Below are 14,840 nucleotides of genomic sequence, written 5' to 3'. Positions count from 1 at the left end.
ACGACTGCACGAAGGGGAAGCCATGACAGCGACGACCGACGGAAGCACCGGGGCGACCCTGCCGCCCCGCGCTGCCGCGGCCAGCGACACCACCCTCATCACCCCCGAGACGGCCGGGGTACGAGAAGCCGCCGCCCGTGCCGCACGGCGCGCCACCGACTTCCTGCTCGCCGGGCAGGACACCGAGGGCTGGTGGAAGGGCGACCTGGAGACCAACGTCACCATGGACGCCGAGGACCTGCTGCTGCGTCAGTTCCTGGGCATCCTGGACGAGCACACCGCGCAGGCCGCCGCCCGGTTCATCCGCGGCGAGCAGCGCCCGGACGGCACCTGGGCCACCTTCTACGGCGGCCCCGGCGAACTGTCCGCCACCATCGAGGCGTACGTCGCCCTGCGCCTGGCCGGCGACGCGCCCGGCGACCCGCACATGGCGAGGGCGTCCGCCTGGATCCGCGAGCGCGGCGGCATCGCCGCCGCCCGGGTCTTCACCCGGATCTGGCTCGCCCTGTTCGGCTGGTGGAAGTGGGAGGACCTGCCCGAACTCCCGCCGGAGCTGATCTACTTCCCCACCTGGTTCCCGCTCAACATCTACAACTTCGGCTGCTGGGCACGGCAGACCATCGTGCCGCTCACCATCGTCTCCGCCAAGCGCCCGGTGCGCCCGGCGCCCTTCGCTCTGGACGAACTGCACACCGACCCGGCGAATCCCAATCCGCCGCAGCCGCTCGCCCCGGTGGCGAGCTGGGACGGCCTCTTCCAGCGGCTCGACAAGGTTGTCCGCGGCTACCGCAAGGTCGCGGTGCGCCGGCTCCGCAAGGCCGCGATGAACTCGGCGGCGCGCTGGATCATCGAGCGGCAGGAGAACGACGGCTGCTGGGGCGGCATCCAGCCCCCGGCCGTGTACTCGGTCATCGCCCTGCACCTGCTCGGTTACGACCTGGAGCACCCGGTGCTGCGCGAGGGCCTCGCCTCGCTGGACCGTTTCGCCGTCTGGCGCGAGGACGGCGCCCGGATGATCGAGGCCTGCCAGTCCCCGGTCTGGGACACCTGCCTGGCCACCATCGCCCTCGTCGACGCCGGACTGCCGGTGGACCACCCGCAGCTGGTCAAGGCGGCCGACTGGATGCTCGGCGAGGAGATCGTCCGGCCCGGCGACTGGGCCGTGAAGCGTCCCGGACTCCCGCCGGGCGGCTGGGCGTTCGAGTTCCACAACGACAACTACCCCGACATCGACGACACGGCCGAGGTGGCCCTCGCACTGCGCCGGGTCCGGCACCACGACCCGGAGCGCGTGGACCACGCGATCGGGCGGGCCGTGCGCTGGAACCTCGGCATGCAGTCGAGGAACGGCGCCTGGGGCGCCTTCGACGTCGACAACACCAGCCCGTTCCCGAACCGGCTGCCGTTCTGCGACTTCGGCGAGGTGATCGACCCGCCGTCCGCGGACGTCACCGCGCACGTCGTGGAGATGCTCGCCGCCGAGGGCCTGGCCCACGACCCGCGCACCCGGCGCGGCATCGACTGGCTGCTCGCCGAACAGGAGCCGAACGGCTCGTGGTTCGGCCGCTGGGGTGTCAACTACATCTACGGCACCGGGTCGGTCGTCCCCGCGCTCACCGCGGCCGGACTGCCCGGCTCGCACCCCGCGATCCGCCGGGCCGTGGCCTGGCTGGAGAGCGTCCAGAACGACGACGGCGGCTGGGGCGAGGACCTGCGCTCCTACCGGTACGTCAAGGAGTGGAGCGCCCGGGGCGCCTCCACCGCCTCGCAGACCGCGTGGGCGCTGATGGCGCTGCTCGCGGCGGGGGAGAAGGACTCCAAGGCCGTCGAGCGCGGCGTCCAGTGGCTGGCCGGGACCCAGCGGGAGGACGGCACCTGGGACGAGCCGTACTTCACCGGCACCGGCTTTCCCTGGGACTTCTCCATCAACTACCACCTGTACCGGCAGGTGTTCCCGCTCACCGCGCTCGGCCGGTACCTGCACGGGGACCCCTTCGAGCGCAAACTGCTCGCCCGGGCCGAGAGGGCTTCCTCACAGGCCGAGGGAGACTGAATTGACCAACCAGCCCGCCCCTGCCCCGCTGCTGATCGCCTGCGCGCTCGGCATCGAGCGCCTCGCCCTGCGCACCGGCGACCGCAGCGGTGCCGGCGGGCCGGTGACCTTCGTCCGCACGGGCATGGGGCCCCGTGCGGCGGAACGCTCCGTCACCCGGCTCCTGGCCGGCCCGGCACCGGCCGACACGGCCGTGCTGGCCACCGGCTTCTGTGCCGGGCTGGCCCCCGGGATGCACCCCGGCGACCTGGTCGTCGCCGAGGAGACCCGGGACCCGCGCGGGACCGTCCCGTGCGTGGGCACCGAACTACTGGTCAAAGAACTCGTGCGCCTGCTGCCCGGACGCACCGTCCACACCGGCCCGCTCACCGGCTCCGACCACGTGGTCAGGGGACCCGAGCGGTCCGACCTGCTCGCCACCGGCGCGATCGCGGTGGACATGGAGTCGGCGGCCACGCTCCTGGCCGCCGTCCGCACGGGCGAACGCCCGGTCGCGGCCGTACGGGTCGTCGTGGACGCTCCCGAACACGAACTCGTCCGGATCGGCACGGTGCGCGGTGGGATATCGGCCTTCCGCGTTCTCCGTTCCATCCTTCCCGCATTTTTCGAATGGCACCGTTCCTTGCTGCTCCCTCGGAGGTGAGCCAGATGGCCATGCCGTTGCGTCAGTCCATCAAGGTCGCTACATACCTGGCCGAACAGAAGCTCCGCAGGCGGGACAAGTTTCCGCTCATCGTCGAGCTGGAACCGCTCTTCGCCTGCAATCTGAAGTGCGAGGGCTGCGGCAAGATCCAGCACCCGGCCGGTGTGCTCAAGCAGCGCATGCCGGTGGCCCAGGCCGTGGGCGCGGTGCTGGAGTCCGGTGCGCCGATGGTCTCCATCGCGGGCGGTGAGCCCCTGATGCACCCTCATATCGACGAGATCGTCCGGCAGTTGGTGGCCAAGCGGAAGTACGTCTTCCTGTGCACCAACGCGATGCTGCTGCGCAAGAAGATCGACAAGTTCAAGCCCTCCCCCTATTTCGCCTTCGCCGTGCACATCGACGGGCTGCGGGAGCGGCACGACGAGTCCGTGGCGAAGGAGGGTGTGTTCGACGAGGCGGTGGAGGCCATCAAGGAGGCCAAGCGGCGCGGCTTCAGGGTGACCACCAACTCCACCTTCTTCAACACCGACACCCCGCAGACCATCGTCGAGGTGCTCAACTTCCTCAACGACGACCTCAAGGTCGACGAGATGATGATCTCGCCCGCCTACGCCTACGAGAAGGCACCCGACCAGGAGCACTTCCTCGGCGTCGAGCAGACCCGCGAGCTGTTCAAGAAGGCCTTCGCGGGCGGCAACCGCCAGAAGTGGCGGCTCAACCACTCCCCGCTCTTCCTGGACTTCCTGGAGGGCAAGGTCGACTTCCCGTGCACCGCGTGGGCGATCCCGAACTACTCGCTCTTCGGCTGGCAGCGCCCCTGCTACCTGATGAGCGACGGGTACGTGCCGACGTACCGGGAACTCGTCGAGAAGACCGACTGGGACAAGTACGGCCGCGGCAAGGACCCGCGCTGCGACAACTGCATGGCGCACTGCGGCTACGAGCCGACGGCCGTGCTCGCCACCATGAGCTCCCTGAAGGAGTCGCTGCGGGCGATGCGCGAGACCGTCTCCGGAAACCGGGAGTGACACGATGACCGCCGTTCCCTTGGGCGTTCCCGAGGTGCCGGCTCGTCCGGTCGCGCCGCGGCGCCCGTCGCGGCAGATCCAGGTCGGGCCGGTGGCGGTCGGGGGCGGCGCCCCGGTGTCGGTGCAGTCGATGACGACGACCCGTACGTCGGACGTGGGCGCCACCTTGCAGCAGATCGCGGAGCTGACCGCGTCCGGCTGCCAGATCGTCCGCGTCGCCTGCCCCACCCAGGACGACGCGGACGCCCTCGCCACCATCGCGAGGAAGTCGCAGATCCCGGTCATCGCGGACATCCACTTCCAGCCGAAGTACGTCTTCGCGGCCATCGAGGCCGGGTGCGCGGCGGTCCGCGTGAACCCCGGCAACATCAAGAAGTTCGACGACCAGGTGAAGGAGATCGCGCGCGCCGCGAAAGACCATGGCACGCCGATCCGGATCGGCGTCAACGCCGGTTCCCTGGACCGTCGCCTGCTCCAGAAGTACGGCAAGGCCACGCCCGAGGCCCTCGTCGAGTCCGCCCTGTGGGAGGCGTCCCTCTTCGAGGAGCACGACTTCCGCGACATCAAGATCTCCGTCAAGCACAACGACCCCGTCGTGATGATCGAGGCGTACCGCCGGCTCGCCGAGCAGTGCGACTACCCGCTGCACCTCGGCGTGACCGAGGCCGGCCCGGCCTTCCAGGGCACGATCAAGTCGGCGGTCGCCTTCGGCGCGCTCCTGTCGCGGGGCATCGGGGACACGATCCGTGTGTCGCTGAGCGCGCCGCCGGCCGAGGAGGTCAAGGTCGGCATCCAGATCCTGGAATCCCTGGGTCTGCGGCAGCGACGCCTGGAGATCGTGTCCTGCCCGTCCTGCGGCCGCGCCCAGGTCGACGTCTACAAGCTCGCCGAAGAGGTCACGGCGGGCCTGGACGGCATGGAGGTGCCCCTCAGGGTCGCGGTGATGGGGTGCGTGGTCAACGGTCCTGGCGAGGCCCGCGAGGCCGACCTCGGAGTTGCCTCGGGCAACGGCAAGGGCCAGATCTTCGTCAAGGGCGAGGTCGTCAAGACCGTCCCCGAGTCGAAGATCGTGGAGACCCTCATCGAGGAGGCCATGCGGCTCGCCGAGCGGACGAGCCCCACAGAACACTTGAGTTGAGGCAAGGCACAGACCGAGAGGGGGCCCGAGCGTGACCATTCTGGAGAACATCCGGGGACCACGCGACCTGAAGGCGCTGTCCGAGGCGGAACTCGGCGAACTGTCCGAAGAGATACGTGAGTTCCTGGTGAACGCGGTGTCGAGGACCGGCGGTCACCTCGGACCCAATCTGGGCGTGGTGGAACTCACCGTCGCGCTCCACCGGGTGTTCGAGTCGCCCGTCGACCGCATCCTGTGGGACACCGGCCACCAGAGCTACGTGCACAAGCTGCTGACCGGCCGTCAGGACTTCTCCAAGCTGCGTGGCAAGGGCGGCCTGTCCGGCTACCCCTCGCGCGAGGAGTCCGAGCACGACGTCATCGAGAACAGCCACGCCTCCACCGCGCTCGGCTGGGCCGACGGCCTCGCCAAGGCCAACCAGGTGCAGGGGGAGAAGGGCCATGTGGTCGCGGTCATCGGTGACGGCGCGCTGACCGGCGGCATGGCCTGGGAGGCGCTGAACAACATCGCCGCCGCCAAGGACCGGCCGCTGATCATCGTCGTCAACGACAACGAGCGCTCGTACGCCCCCACCATCGGCGGCCTCGCCAACCATCTGGCCACCCTGCGCACGACCGACGGCTACGAGAGGGTCCTCGCCTGGGGCAAGGAGGTGCTCCAGCGCACCCCGGTCGTCGGCGGCACGCTCTACGAGTCGCTGCACGGTGCGAAGAAGGGCTTCAAGGACGCCTTCGCGCCGCAGGGCATGTTCGAGGACCTGGGCCTGAAGTACCTCGGCCCGATCGACGGCCACGACATCAAGGCCGTCGAGTCCGCGCTGCGCCGTGCGAAACGCTTCCACGGCCCCGTCCTGGTCCACTGCCTCACCGTCAAGGGCCGCGGCTACGAGCCGGCCCTCGCGCACGAGGAGGACCACTTCCACAGCGTCGGCGTGATGGACCCGCTGACCTGCGCACCCTTGACACCGTCCCAGGGGCCTTCCTGGACCTCCGTGTTCGGCGAGGAGATGGTGCGGATCGGCGAGGAGCGGGACGACGTCGTCGCCATCACGGCCGCCATGCTGCACCCCGTCGGTCTGGGGAAGTTCGCCGAGCGCTTCCCGGACCGGGTGTGGGACGTGGGCATCGCCGAGCAGCACGCGACCGTCTCCGCGGCCGGCCTCGCGACCGGTGGGCTGCACCCGGTCGTCGCGGTCTACGCCACCTTCCTCAACCGGGCCTTCGACCAGCTGCTCATGGACGTCGCCCTGCACCGCTGCGGGGTGACCTTCGTGCTGGACCGGGCCGGTGTCACCGGTACCGACGGCGCCTCCCACAACGGCATGTGGGACCTGTCCGTCCTCCAGGTCGTCCCCGGCCTCCGGATCGCCGCGCCGCGCGACGCCGGCCAACTGCGGGCCCAGCTGCGCGAGGCGGTCGCCGTGGACGACGCGCCCACCCTGGTCCGCTTCCCCAAGGAGTCCGTGGGCCCGGACGTCCCCGCGGCCGGCCGCGTCGGAGGCATGGACGTCCTGCACCGTGCCGAAAGCCCCGAGGTGCTGCTCGTGGCCGTCGGGGTGATGGCGCCGGTGTGCCTCCAGGCCGCCGAGCTGCTCGAGGCCCGCGGCATCGGCTGCACCGTGGTGGACCCGCGCTGGGTCAAGCCCGTCGACCCCGCGCTGCCCGGACTCGCGGCCGCGCACCGGCTGGTGGCCGTCGTCGAGGACAACAGCCGGGCCGCGGGCGTCGGTTCGTCCGTGTCGCTGGCCCTCGGCGACGCCGACGTGGACGTGCCGGTGCGCCGGTTCGGCATCCCGGAGCAGTTCCTGGCGCACGCCAAGCGCGGCGAGGTGCTGGCCGACATCGGCCTCACGCCCGTCGAGATCGCCGGGCGGATCGGTGCGAGCCTCGCGGCGCGGGACGTCGAAGGCGCGGCGGGAAGCGCCGAGAATCGCCGTACCGCGTCCGCGGCGCCGGCCGGGCCGGTCGCGCCCACGCGGCGGTAGCCGCATGAACCACCATGGCCCCGCGCCCCTTCGGGGCGTCGACGAGGAGGGTTGAATGAGCACGGAGTTCGACCTCGGCGCCCTGCTCGCCGAGCGCGGAGCCGAACGCTACGAGCTGCACGCCAGGCACCTCAACCCGCAGCTGCCGCGCATGCTGCACACCATCGGCTTCGACAAGGTCTACGAGCGTGCCGAGGGAGCGCACTTCTTCGACGCGGACGGCAACGACTACCTGGACATGCTCGCCGGGTTCGGGGTGATGGGCCTCGGCCGACACCACCCGGTGGTCCGCAAGGCGCTGCACGACGTCCTGGACCTGGACCTCGCCGACCTCACCCGCTTCGACTGCCAGCCGCTGCCCGGTCTGCTCGCCGAGCGGCTCCTCACGCACAGCCCGCACCTGGACCGGGTGTTCTTCGGCAACAGCGGCACCGAGGCGGTCGAGACGGCCCTGAAGTTCGCCCGGTACGCCACCGGCAGGCCCCGCGTCCTGTACTGCGACCACGCCTTCCACGGTCTGACCACCGGCTCCCTCTCGGTCAACGGCGAGAGCGGCTTCCGTGACGGGTTCGCCCCGCTGCTGCCCGACACCGCCGTACCGCTCGGTGACCTGGACGCGCTCGCCCGGGAGTTGCGGAAGGGCGACGTGGCCGCCCTGATCGTGGAGCCGATCCAGGGCAAGGGCGTCCACGAGGCCCCGCCCGGCTATCTGCGGGCCGCGCAGGACCTGCTGCACAAGCACAAGGCGCTGCTCATCGCCGACGAGGTGCAGACGGGACTCGGCCGCACCGGTGACTTCTACGCCTACCAGCACGAGGACGGCGTCGAACCGGACCTGGTGTGCGTGGCCAAGGCGCTGTCCGGCGGCTATGTGCCGGTCGGTGCCACCCTCGGCAAGGACTGGATCTTCAAGAAGGTCTACTCGTCCATGGACCGCGTGCTGGTGCACTCGGCGAGCTTCGGCGCCAACGCCCAGGCGATGGCGTGCGGCCTCGCCGTGCTGTCGGTCATGGAGAACGAGCAGATCGTCGCCGGCGTACGCAGGACGGGGGAACTGCTCAAGTCCCGGCTCACCGGGCTGATCGACACGTACGAGCTGCTCGCCGACGTCCGTGGCCGGGGCCTGATGATCGGCATCGAGTTCGGCAAGCCGTCCTCGCTGAAGCTGCGCGGCCGGTGGACCATGCTCCAGGCGGCCCGCAAGGGTCTGTTCGCGCAGATGGTCGTCGTGCCCCTGCTTCAGAAGCACCGGATCCTCACCCAGGTCTCCGGCGACCACCTGGAGGTGATCAAGCTCATTCCGCCGCTGGTCGCCGACGAGGCCGACGTGGAGCGGTTCGTGGAGGCCTTCACCGCGGTGATGGACGACGCGCACAGCGGCGGCGGCCTGATGTGGGACTTCGGCAAGACCCTGATCAAGCAGGCGGTGGCGAACCGCTGACCGCGGGCGGCCCGGACACCACCGTGGGGGCCCGGACACCGGCACGGTGGACCGGTGGTCACCGCGGGTGGTCCGGGGCTTTTGCCTCAGAGGCAAGAGAATTGCCGGTGAGGCAAAAGTCGGGCTCAATGGAGGCATGAACGCCTCAGACGCCGCGCCGCCGGCGGCTCCGGACGACGGCCTGCCGGCCGTCGCACCGCAGCTACGCGCTCTGCGCCGGCGCGCCGGCCTCACGCTGGAGGCCGCGGCCCGCGCCGCCGGCCTCTCCCCGGCCCACCTCTCCCGGCTGGAGACCGGGCAGCGTCAGCCATCGCTGCCGATGCTCCTCGCGCTCGCCCGTGTCTACGGTACGACGGTCTCGGAACTGCTCGGCGAGACGGTCGCCGACCGGGACGCCATCGTGCGTGCCGCCGACATGGAACCGACCCGGGCGGGCGGGTGGATCTACTACCAGGCCGGGGCGCCCGGCCGCGGCATGCAGGCCCTGCGGGTACGGGTGCCGTACGGCTCGCAGGGCGACATCGTGCGCGTCCATCCCGGCGAGGAATGGCTCCACGTCCTCAAGGGACGCCTGCGGCTGCGACTCGGGGACACCGTGCACCTGCTCGGCCCGGGTGACAGCGCGCACTTCGACTCACTCACCCCGCACCGCCTCGCCGCCGAGGACCACGACGGCGTGGAGCTGCTGTTCGTCCACACCCTGCTGCAGAGCCCCACGGCCACGCTGTGCCTGGGCCCCCTGACCGGAGAGCTGCCATGAGCGACTTCGAGGAGAAGTTCCCCCGTTCCCTGTGGATCCGACTGCTCATCTACATCGCCCTCGGGCACGTCCTCGCCGCGTTCCTCTACCTGCTGTTCGCGGTGGGCGCCAAGGGCTGACGCCGACGGGAGGACCGGCGCCGTCCGTCCGCCCCGGGCGACTGGGCGACTGGGCGTCTGGGCCACTGGGCGCCGGCCGCCGGTCCACCGGGGCCGGCCGTCAGTCCAGCAGCCGCTCGCGCAGCCGCTCGCGGGACTCGGGCGCGAAGCCGAGGCCCTGCGACAGGTAGGTCTCGGTGTCGCCCCACGTCTCCTCGATGCTCCCGAGTGCCGCCTGAAGGTACTCGGCGCGGGCGTCGAAGAGCGGGCTGATCAGGTCCATCACCTCGGGGGTGTACGCGCTGTCCGCGCTGCCGCTGCGGCGGACCTTGTAGCGGCGGTGCTTGGCGTTGGACTTCAGATAGTCGGCGACGATCGCCTCGCGCTCGACCCCCAGGGCGAGCAGGGTGACGGCGATGGAGATGCCCGCGCGGTCCTTGCCGGCCGCACAGTGCATCAGCGCGGGGACGCTGTCGTCGGCGAGCGAGTGCAGCACCCGGGAGTGTTCGGCGGTGCGCTCCTTGACGATCTTCCGGTACGAGGCGATCATCCGGTCCGCCCCCTTGCCGCCGTCGAGGATCGCCCGCAGCTGGTCGAGGTCGCCGTCGCGGACCATCTTCCAGAACTCGGCGCCGTCGGCCGGGTCGCTGAGCGGCAGGTTCACGTTCCGCACGCCGGGCAGCTCGACGTCCGGGCCCTCCAGCTTCTGGTCGGCCGCGTTACGGAAGTCGAAGACGGTGTGCAGGCCCAGGGAGGCGAGGAAGGCCGCGTCCTCCTCGGTCGCGTGCGCGAGGTGGCCGCTGCGGAACAGCACTCCGTGGCGCACCCGCCGCCCGTCCACGGTGGGCAGTCCGCCCACGTCACGGAAATTGCGGACTCCGGCCAGCTCCGGCTCGGTCGAGGGGACCTGCTGCGTCACGGGGGCTCCTCCCGGTCGGCCCCGCCGGCGCGGCTCGTCGACGGGCACTCCGTTGACGATACGACATCGATTTCCTCGGGCAATGAGTTGTCCACAGGCATTGTCAAGCCGGTCCGCACCCGGTGATGATGTTGGTACTTGAGCGCATCTGTTGGCACCTGTGAGGTCTCGATGGTCGACATCGCCGAAGACGGTCGTACTTGGCTCCTGTCGGGCCCCGGCAGCAGCTACGCCCTGCACCTCACCGCCGCGGACGAACTGCTCCACCTCCACTGGGGGCCGCGGATCGCCCTCGCCGACGCCGAGGCGCTCGCGGTGCGCCCGCTGCCCGGCTACCGGCCCTTCGAGTCCCCGCTCGACGGCCGTGAGGAGTACCCCGTCGAGGGCGGCCCCCGCTTCGTCCGCCCCGCCCTGTCCGTCCGCACCGAGGCGCGGCGCGGCACCGAGTGGCGCTTCGTGTCGTACGAGACGGAGGACGAGGAGCTGCGGCTGCGCTTCGACGACGACGGCCTGGCGATCGTCCTGCACCACCGGATGCGCGGGGACGTCGTCGAGCGCTGGGTGACCGTCGGGAACGGCGGCCACGCGCCCGTGGAGCTGCTGCGGGCCGACGCGGCCACCTGGACCCTGCCCGACCGCGAGGGCTGGCGGCTGTCCCGGCTGCACGGCCGCTGGGCCGCCGAGTCCCGGCTCGACAGCACCCCCCTCGGGTACGGCGAGACGGTCATCGGCAGCCGCCGCGGACACACGGGCCACCAGTACCTGCCCTGGGTCGCCCTCGACACCGACGCCACCGAGGAGCGCGGCGAGGTCTACGGCTGCGCGCTCGGCTGGTCCGGGTCCTGGCGCATCGCGGTGGCCCTGCTCCCGGACGCGCGCGTGCAGATCACGGGCGGCGCGGGCCACGACGACTCGGGCCTGCTCCGCCTGGAGCCCGGACAGTCGTACACCACCCCGGTCTTCGCGGGCCTGTGGAGCGACGGCGGCTTCGGCGGCGCGAGCCGCACCTGGCACGCCTACCAGCGCGCCCACGTCGTCCCGGACGCCGAGCGGGACCGGCCCGTGCTGTTCAACTCCTGGGAGGCGACGAACTTCGACATCTCCGAGGAGCAGCAGGCCGCCCTCGCCCGCCGGGCCGCGGAGATCGGCGTCGAGCTGTTCGTGGTGGACGACGGCTGGTTCGGTGCCCGCACCAGCGACCGCGCCGGCCTCGGCGACTGGACGCCCAACCCCGACCGGTTCCCGCACGGCCTCAAGCCCCTCGCCGACCAGGTGCACGGCCTGGGCATGCGGTTCGGCATCTGGGTCGAGCCCGAGATGGTCAACCCGGACAGCGAGCTGTACCGCGCGCACCCCCACTGGGTGCAGTACCAACCGGGACGTAAGCGGACGGAACTGCGTAATCAGCTCGTACTCAACCTCGCGCGCGAGGACGTCCGGGAGTATCTGTGGGAGCGGCTGGACGCCCTGCTCTCGAGCGCCCCGATCGACTACGTGAAGTGGGACTTCAACCGCTGCTTCACCGACGCCGGCTGGCCCGGCGAGGCGTACCCGCAGCGCCTGTGGGTGGACCACGTCCACGCGCTGTACGCCCTGCTGGACCGGCTGCGGGCGGCGCACCCCGAAGTCGCCTTCGAGTCCTGCTCGGGCGGCGGCGGCCGGATCGACCTCGGAGTGCTCGGCCGCACCGACCAGGTGTGGACCTCCGACAACACCGACCCGCTGGACCGGCTCGCCATCCAGCACGGCTTCACCCAGATCCACCCCGCGCGCGTGATGGCCGCCTGGGTCACCGACAGCCCCAACACCCAGCTCAACGGGCGCGTCAGCTCGCTGCGGTTCCGGTTCGTCAGCGCCATGGCGGGCGTGCTCGGGGTCGGCGGCGACCTGACCGGGTGGAGTGCGGGGGAACTGGCCGAGGCGCGGCGCTGGGTGGAGCTGTACAAGGAGATCCGGCCGGTGGTCCAGCACGGCGACCTGTACCGGCTGCGGCCCCCGGCGGGCGGCCTGAGTGCCGTCCAGTACGTCAAGGGGGACGAGGCCGTCGTCCTCGCCTGGCTCGAGGCGCAGCGCTACGGCGAGCCGGTGCCGGCGGTGCGGCTGCGCGGACTCGACCCGGCGGCCTCGTACGAATGCCGCGAAACGGGCGAAGTGCACCGAGGTGCGGTGCTGCTGCACCACGGGCTGCGCACGGAACTCAAAGGCGACCTGGATGCGACTGTTCTCCGGCTGCGTCGCATCTGAACCATCTGCCCGAATCGTCACCTTCATTACAACTCGTCGCGGAATAGGGGGACGTAGGGGGAGGGTGGGTGAGGAGCGTCATATGCGTGACCGTGCGTCGTGCGTCATGTTCACGTAAAGACCGTGCCGAGCAGGGGAATTGAGAGCGCGACGGCCCGGGAATTCACTCTGGGTGACGGTGAATTCCCGCAACCGATCACCCGAGACCCGAACAACGGGAACCCCCTGCTTGTTTCCATGCGTCTCGCTCGCTTACGTTCGCCACCAATCCGGACGGAACGCCGAATCCTGCCGCCGCCCGGAGTCCCCACACATGACCCGCGTCGGCAGGAGCGGGGGACCCACCAGGTACGACTGCCTGTCCCGGTCTCCGCGACAGGCTAGGGGTGCAGCCGTGCCGCGCACGGCCGGGCAGCTCCAACCCGAACCCGACAGCTGACCTCGCAGGCGCCGGAGAGGAATCGCGCCATGCCCGCCAAGGGTAAGCACCGTCGTCCCAAGACCCCGCGTTTTTCCCGCTCCATCGCCGTCGCCGGAACCGGTGGCGCCGCCCTGGCCCTCCCGCTCCTCGGGGCCACCGGAGCGCACGCCGCCACCCCCGCGCAGTCCGTCCCCGGAAAGGCCGTGCGGACCCTTCCGGAAACGGTGCACAAGACCGCCGCGCAGTCGGATTCGGGCGTACGCAGCTACACGGTGCGCAGCGGCGACTGCCTCGCCACGATCGCCGAGGCACAGCACGTCGACGGCGGCTGGCAGCGCCTCTACGACGACAACCGCCAGGCCGTCGGCGCCGACCCGTCGCTCATCCACCCCGGCCTGAAGCTCACCCTCGGCGGCAAGGCCGCGGCGGCCCACGCCGAATCCGCCGCCCCGCGGCACACCCCGGCCGCCCCGAAGCCCTCCCGGCCGGCCGCCGCTTCCCAGCCCGCGCACGCCTCCGCCCCGTCCTCCGCCCCGTCCTCGGCCCAGACCTCCCGGCCGGCCGGGGAAGGCACCGCGCAGACCGCCTCCACCGGCTACACCCTCCCGGTGGCCGGCGCCACCATCGGCACCGGCTACCACGTGGCCGGCAGCATGTGGTCCAGCGGTTACCACACCGGCGTCGACTTCGTCGTGCCGACCGGCACCCCCCTCAAGGCCGTCGCCGCGGGCACGGTCGTCTCCGCCGGCTGGGGCGGCGCCTACGGCAACCAGGTCGTCATCAAGCTCGACGACGGCCACTACGCCCAGTACGCCCACCTGTCGCAGCTCTCGGTCTCGGCCGGCCAGACCGTGACCGCGGGTCAGCAGGTCGGCCTGTCCGGCGCCACCGGCAACGTGACCGGCCCGCACCTGCACTTCGAGATCCGCACCACGCCCGACTACGGGTCCGACCTCGACCCCGTCGGCTACCTCCGCGGGCACGGCGTCGCCGTCGGCTGACGGCCGGCCCCCGCACCACCTGCCTGACACGCCACCGAAGGCCGGACCCACGATCCCCGGGTCCGGCCTTCGGTGTGCCCGGCGCCAACAGCCCCGTGAGCGACCGTATTCCTGAAATCGCAAATTCTTTAAGGGTGTCTCATCTCACCGTTCGTCAACCCCCGCTTACGGTCGCGTAGGTCACATCCGAAGGTGAATCATGGTCCGACGTGGCAGACGATTCGAAGAATGACAACAGATCAGTGATCGGGTCGTACGTGGCGGTGGGGGACAGCTTCACCGAGGGCGTCGGCGACCCCGGGCCCGACGGGGCGTTCGTGGGCTGGGCCGACCGGTTCGCGGTGCTGCTCGCCGACCGGCGTCCCGAGGGCGACTTCCAGTACACCAACCTCGCGGTACGCGGGAAGCTGCTGGACCAGATCATGGCCGACCAGCTCCCGCAGGCCGTCGGCATGGCCCCGGACCTGGTCTCCTTCTGCGCGGGCGGCAACGACATCATCCGCCCGGGCACCGATCCCGACGAGGTGGCCGAGCGCTTCGAACGCGCCGTGGCCCAACTGACCGAGGCCGTCGGCACCGTGCTGGTGACGACCGGCTTCGACACCCGTGGCGTCCCCGTGCTCAAGCATCTGCGCGGCAAGATCGCCACCTACAACGGGCACGTCCGGGCCATCGCCGACCGGTACGGCTGCCCCGTGCTCGACCTGTGGTCCCTGAAGTCCGTGCAGGACCGCAGGGCCTGGGACAGCGACCGGCTGCACCTCTCGCCCGAGGGGCACACGCGCGTGGCGCTGCGGGCCGGACAGGCCCTCGGCCTGGACGTCCCGGCCGACCCGGAGCAGCCGTGGCCGCCGCTGCCGCCCCGGGGCACCCTGGACGTCCGGCGCGACGACGTCCAGTGGGCGCGCGAATACCTCGTCCCCTGGATCGGGCGGCGGCTGCGCGGCGAGTCCTCCGGCGACCACGTGACCGCCAAGGGCGCGCTGTCGCCGGACGACATCAAGATGCGGATCGCCTCGGTGGCCTGACGCCGCGGATCGCGCCCCGGGCCGCACCGGCGGCCCGGGGCGGCCCGGCGCCGCGGTCGTCTCCCCGGCGGCCGCCGCGCCG

12 protein-coding genes and 1 riboswitch are annotated in these 14,840 nt (G+C 71.3%); of the genes, 11 read left to right on the top strand and 1 reads right to left on the bottom strand.

The genetic code is table 11. The features are described 5' to 3' along the window. The first annotated feature begins 22 nt into the window (after positions 1–22). The 8 genes from shc (at position 23) to JK361_RS00990 (ending at position 9,166) form a co-directional block, all read left to right on the top strand. On the top strand, positions 23–2,053 hold the full coding sequence (shc, locus tag JK361_RS01025; protein WP_201813670.1) for a squalene--hopene cyclase: 2,031 nt from the start codon (positions 23–25) through the stop codon (positions 2,051–2,053). Between the two features lies 1 nt (position 2,054). Then, positions 2,055–2,696 (top strand): phosphorylase family protein, encoded by a 642-nt coding sequence (locus JK361_RS01020; RefSeq protein ID WP_201813669.1) that lies wholly within the window; start codon positions 2,055–2,057, stop codon positions 2,694–2,696. Positions 2,697–2,701: 5 nt separating this feature from the next. Further along, complete coding sequence (hpnH, locus tag JK361_RS01015) at positions 2,702–3,724, top strand: adenosyl-hopene transferase HpnH (RefSeq protein ID WP_201813668.1); 1,023 nt, start codon at positions 2,702–2,704, stop codon at positions 3,722–3,724. A gap of 4 nt (positions 3,725–3,728) precedes the next feature. After that, positions 3,729–4,862: a flavodoxin-dependent (E)-4-hydroxy-3-methylbut-2-enyl-diphosphate synthase gene (ispG, locus tag JK361_RS01010; protein WP_201813667.1), complete on the top strand. Its 1,134-nt coding sequence runs from the start codon at positions 3,729–3,731 to the stop codon at positions 4,860–4,862. Positions 4,863–4,893: 31 nt separating this feature from the next. Further along, positions 4,894–6,846, top strand: a complete 1,953-nt coding sequence (dxs, locus tag JK361_RS01005) for a 1-deoxy-D-xylulose-5-phosphate synthase (protein ID WP_201813666.1) — start codon at positions 4,894–4,896, stop codon at positions 6,844–6,846. A gap of 55 nt (positions 6,847–6,901) precedes the next feature. Next, positions 6,902–8,287 (top strand): aspartate aminotransferase family protein, encoded by a 1,386-nt coding sequence (locus JK361_RS01000; protein WP_201813665.1) that lies wholly within the window; start codon positions 6,902–6,904, stop codon positions 8,285–8,287. A gap of 136 nt (positions 8,288–8,423) precedes the next feature. Continuing rightward, on the top strand, positions 8,424–9,047 hold the full coding sequence (locus tag JK361_RS00995) for a helix-turn-helix domain-containing protein (protein WP_201813664.1): 624 nt from the start codon (positions 8,424–8,426) through the stop codon (positions 9,045–9,047). Next, on the top strand, positions 9,044–9,166 hold the full coding sequence (locus JK361_RS00990; RefSeq protein WP_201813663.1) for a DUF6126 family protein: 123 nt from the start codon (positions 9,044–9,046) through the stop codon (positions 9,164–9,166). The genes JK361_RS00995 and JK361_RS00990 overlap by 4 nt, the downstream gene beginning before the upstream one ends. 100 nt (positions 9,167–9,266) lie before the next feature. Here JK361_RS00990 and JK361_RS00985 read toward each other — a convergent pair whose 3' ends face one another. Beyond that, entirely contained in the window at positions 9,267–10,064 is a 798-nt protein-coding gene (locus JK361_RS00985; protein WP_201813662.1) for a tyrosine-protein phosphatase, read from the bottom strand. 171 nt (positions 10,065–10,235) lie between these two features. Between JK361_RS00985 and JK361_RS00980 the strand changes: the two genes are divergently transcribed. The 3 genes from JK361_RS00980 to JK361_RS00970 all read left to right on the top strand — a co-directional run bounded on the left by JK361_RS00980 (position 10,236) and on the right by JK361_RS00970 (position 14,758). After that, positions 10,236–12,308 carry an alpha-galactosidase gene (locus JK361_RS00980; protein ID WP_201814218.1) on the top strand — a complete coding sequence of 691 codons (2,073 nt, stop codon included), beginning with the start codon at positions 10,236–10,238 and terminating at the stop codon, positions 12,306–12,308. Positions 12,309–12,577: 269 nt separating this feature from the next. Beyond that, positions 12,578–12,771, top strand: a riboswitch (cyclic di-AMP (ydaO/yuaA leader). A gap of 5 nt (positions 12,772–12,776) precedes the next feature. Next, positions 12,777–13,730, top strand: a complete 954-nt coding sequence (locus JK361_RS00975) for a M23 family metallopeptidase (RefSeq protein ID WP_201813661.1) — start codon at positions 12,777–12,779, stop codon at positions 13,728–13,730. Between the two features lie 242 nt (positions 13,731–13,972). Continuing rightward, complete coding sequence (locus tag JK361_RS00970) at positions 13,973–14,758, top strand: SGNH/GDSL hydrolase family protein (protein WP_201813660.1); 786 nt, start codon at positions 13,973–13,975, stop codon at positions 14,756–14,758. The last annotated feature ends 82 nt before the right edge of the window (positions 14,759–14,840 follow it).

The organism is Streptomyces musisoli, from assembly GCF_016741855.1.
In the GTDB taxonomy this organism is placed as follows: Bacteria; Actinomycetota; Actinomycetes; order Streptomycetales; family Streptomycetaceae; genus Streptomyces; species Streptomyces musisoli.
The sequence above is the reverse complement of the archived record's forward strand: the minus strand, read 5'-3'. Positions and strand labels throughout refer to the sequence as shown.

Coding starts and splice junctions, on each gene's coding strand:
- JK361_RS00995 (WP_201813664.1), top strand. CDS start 8,424: ATGAACGCCTCAGACGCCGCGCCGCCGGCGGCTCCGGACGACGGCCTG.
- JK361_RS00975 (WP_201813661.1), top strand. CDS start 12,777: ATGCCCGCCAAGGGTAAGCACCGTCGTCCCAAGACCCCGCGTTTTTCC.
- ispG (WP_201813667.1), top strand. CDS start 3,729: ATGACCGCCGTTCCCTTGGGCGTTCCCGAGGTGCCGGCTCGTCCGGTC.
- shc (WP_201813670.1), top strand. CDS start 23: ATGACAGCGACGACCGACGGAAGCACCGGGGCGACCCTGCCGCCCCGC.
- hpnH (WP_201813668.1), top strand. CDS start 2,702: ATGGCCATGCCGTTGCGTCAGTCCATCAAGGTCGCTACATACCTGGCC.
- JK361_RS00990 (WP_201813663.1), top strand. CDS start 9,044: ATGAGCGACTTCGAGGAGAAGTTCCCCCGTTCCCTGTGGATCCGACTG.
- JK361_RS00980 (WP_201814218.1), top strand. CDS start 10,236: ATGGTCGACATCGCCGAAGACGGTCGTACTTGGCTCCTGTCGGGCCCC.
- JK361_RS01000 (WP_201813665.1), top strand. CDS start 6,902: ATGAGCACGGAGTTCGACCTCGGCGCCCTGCTCGCCGAGCGCGGAGCC.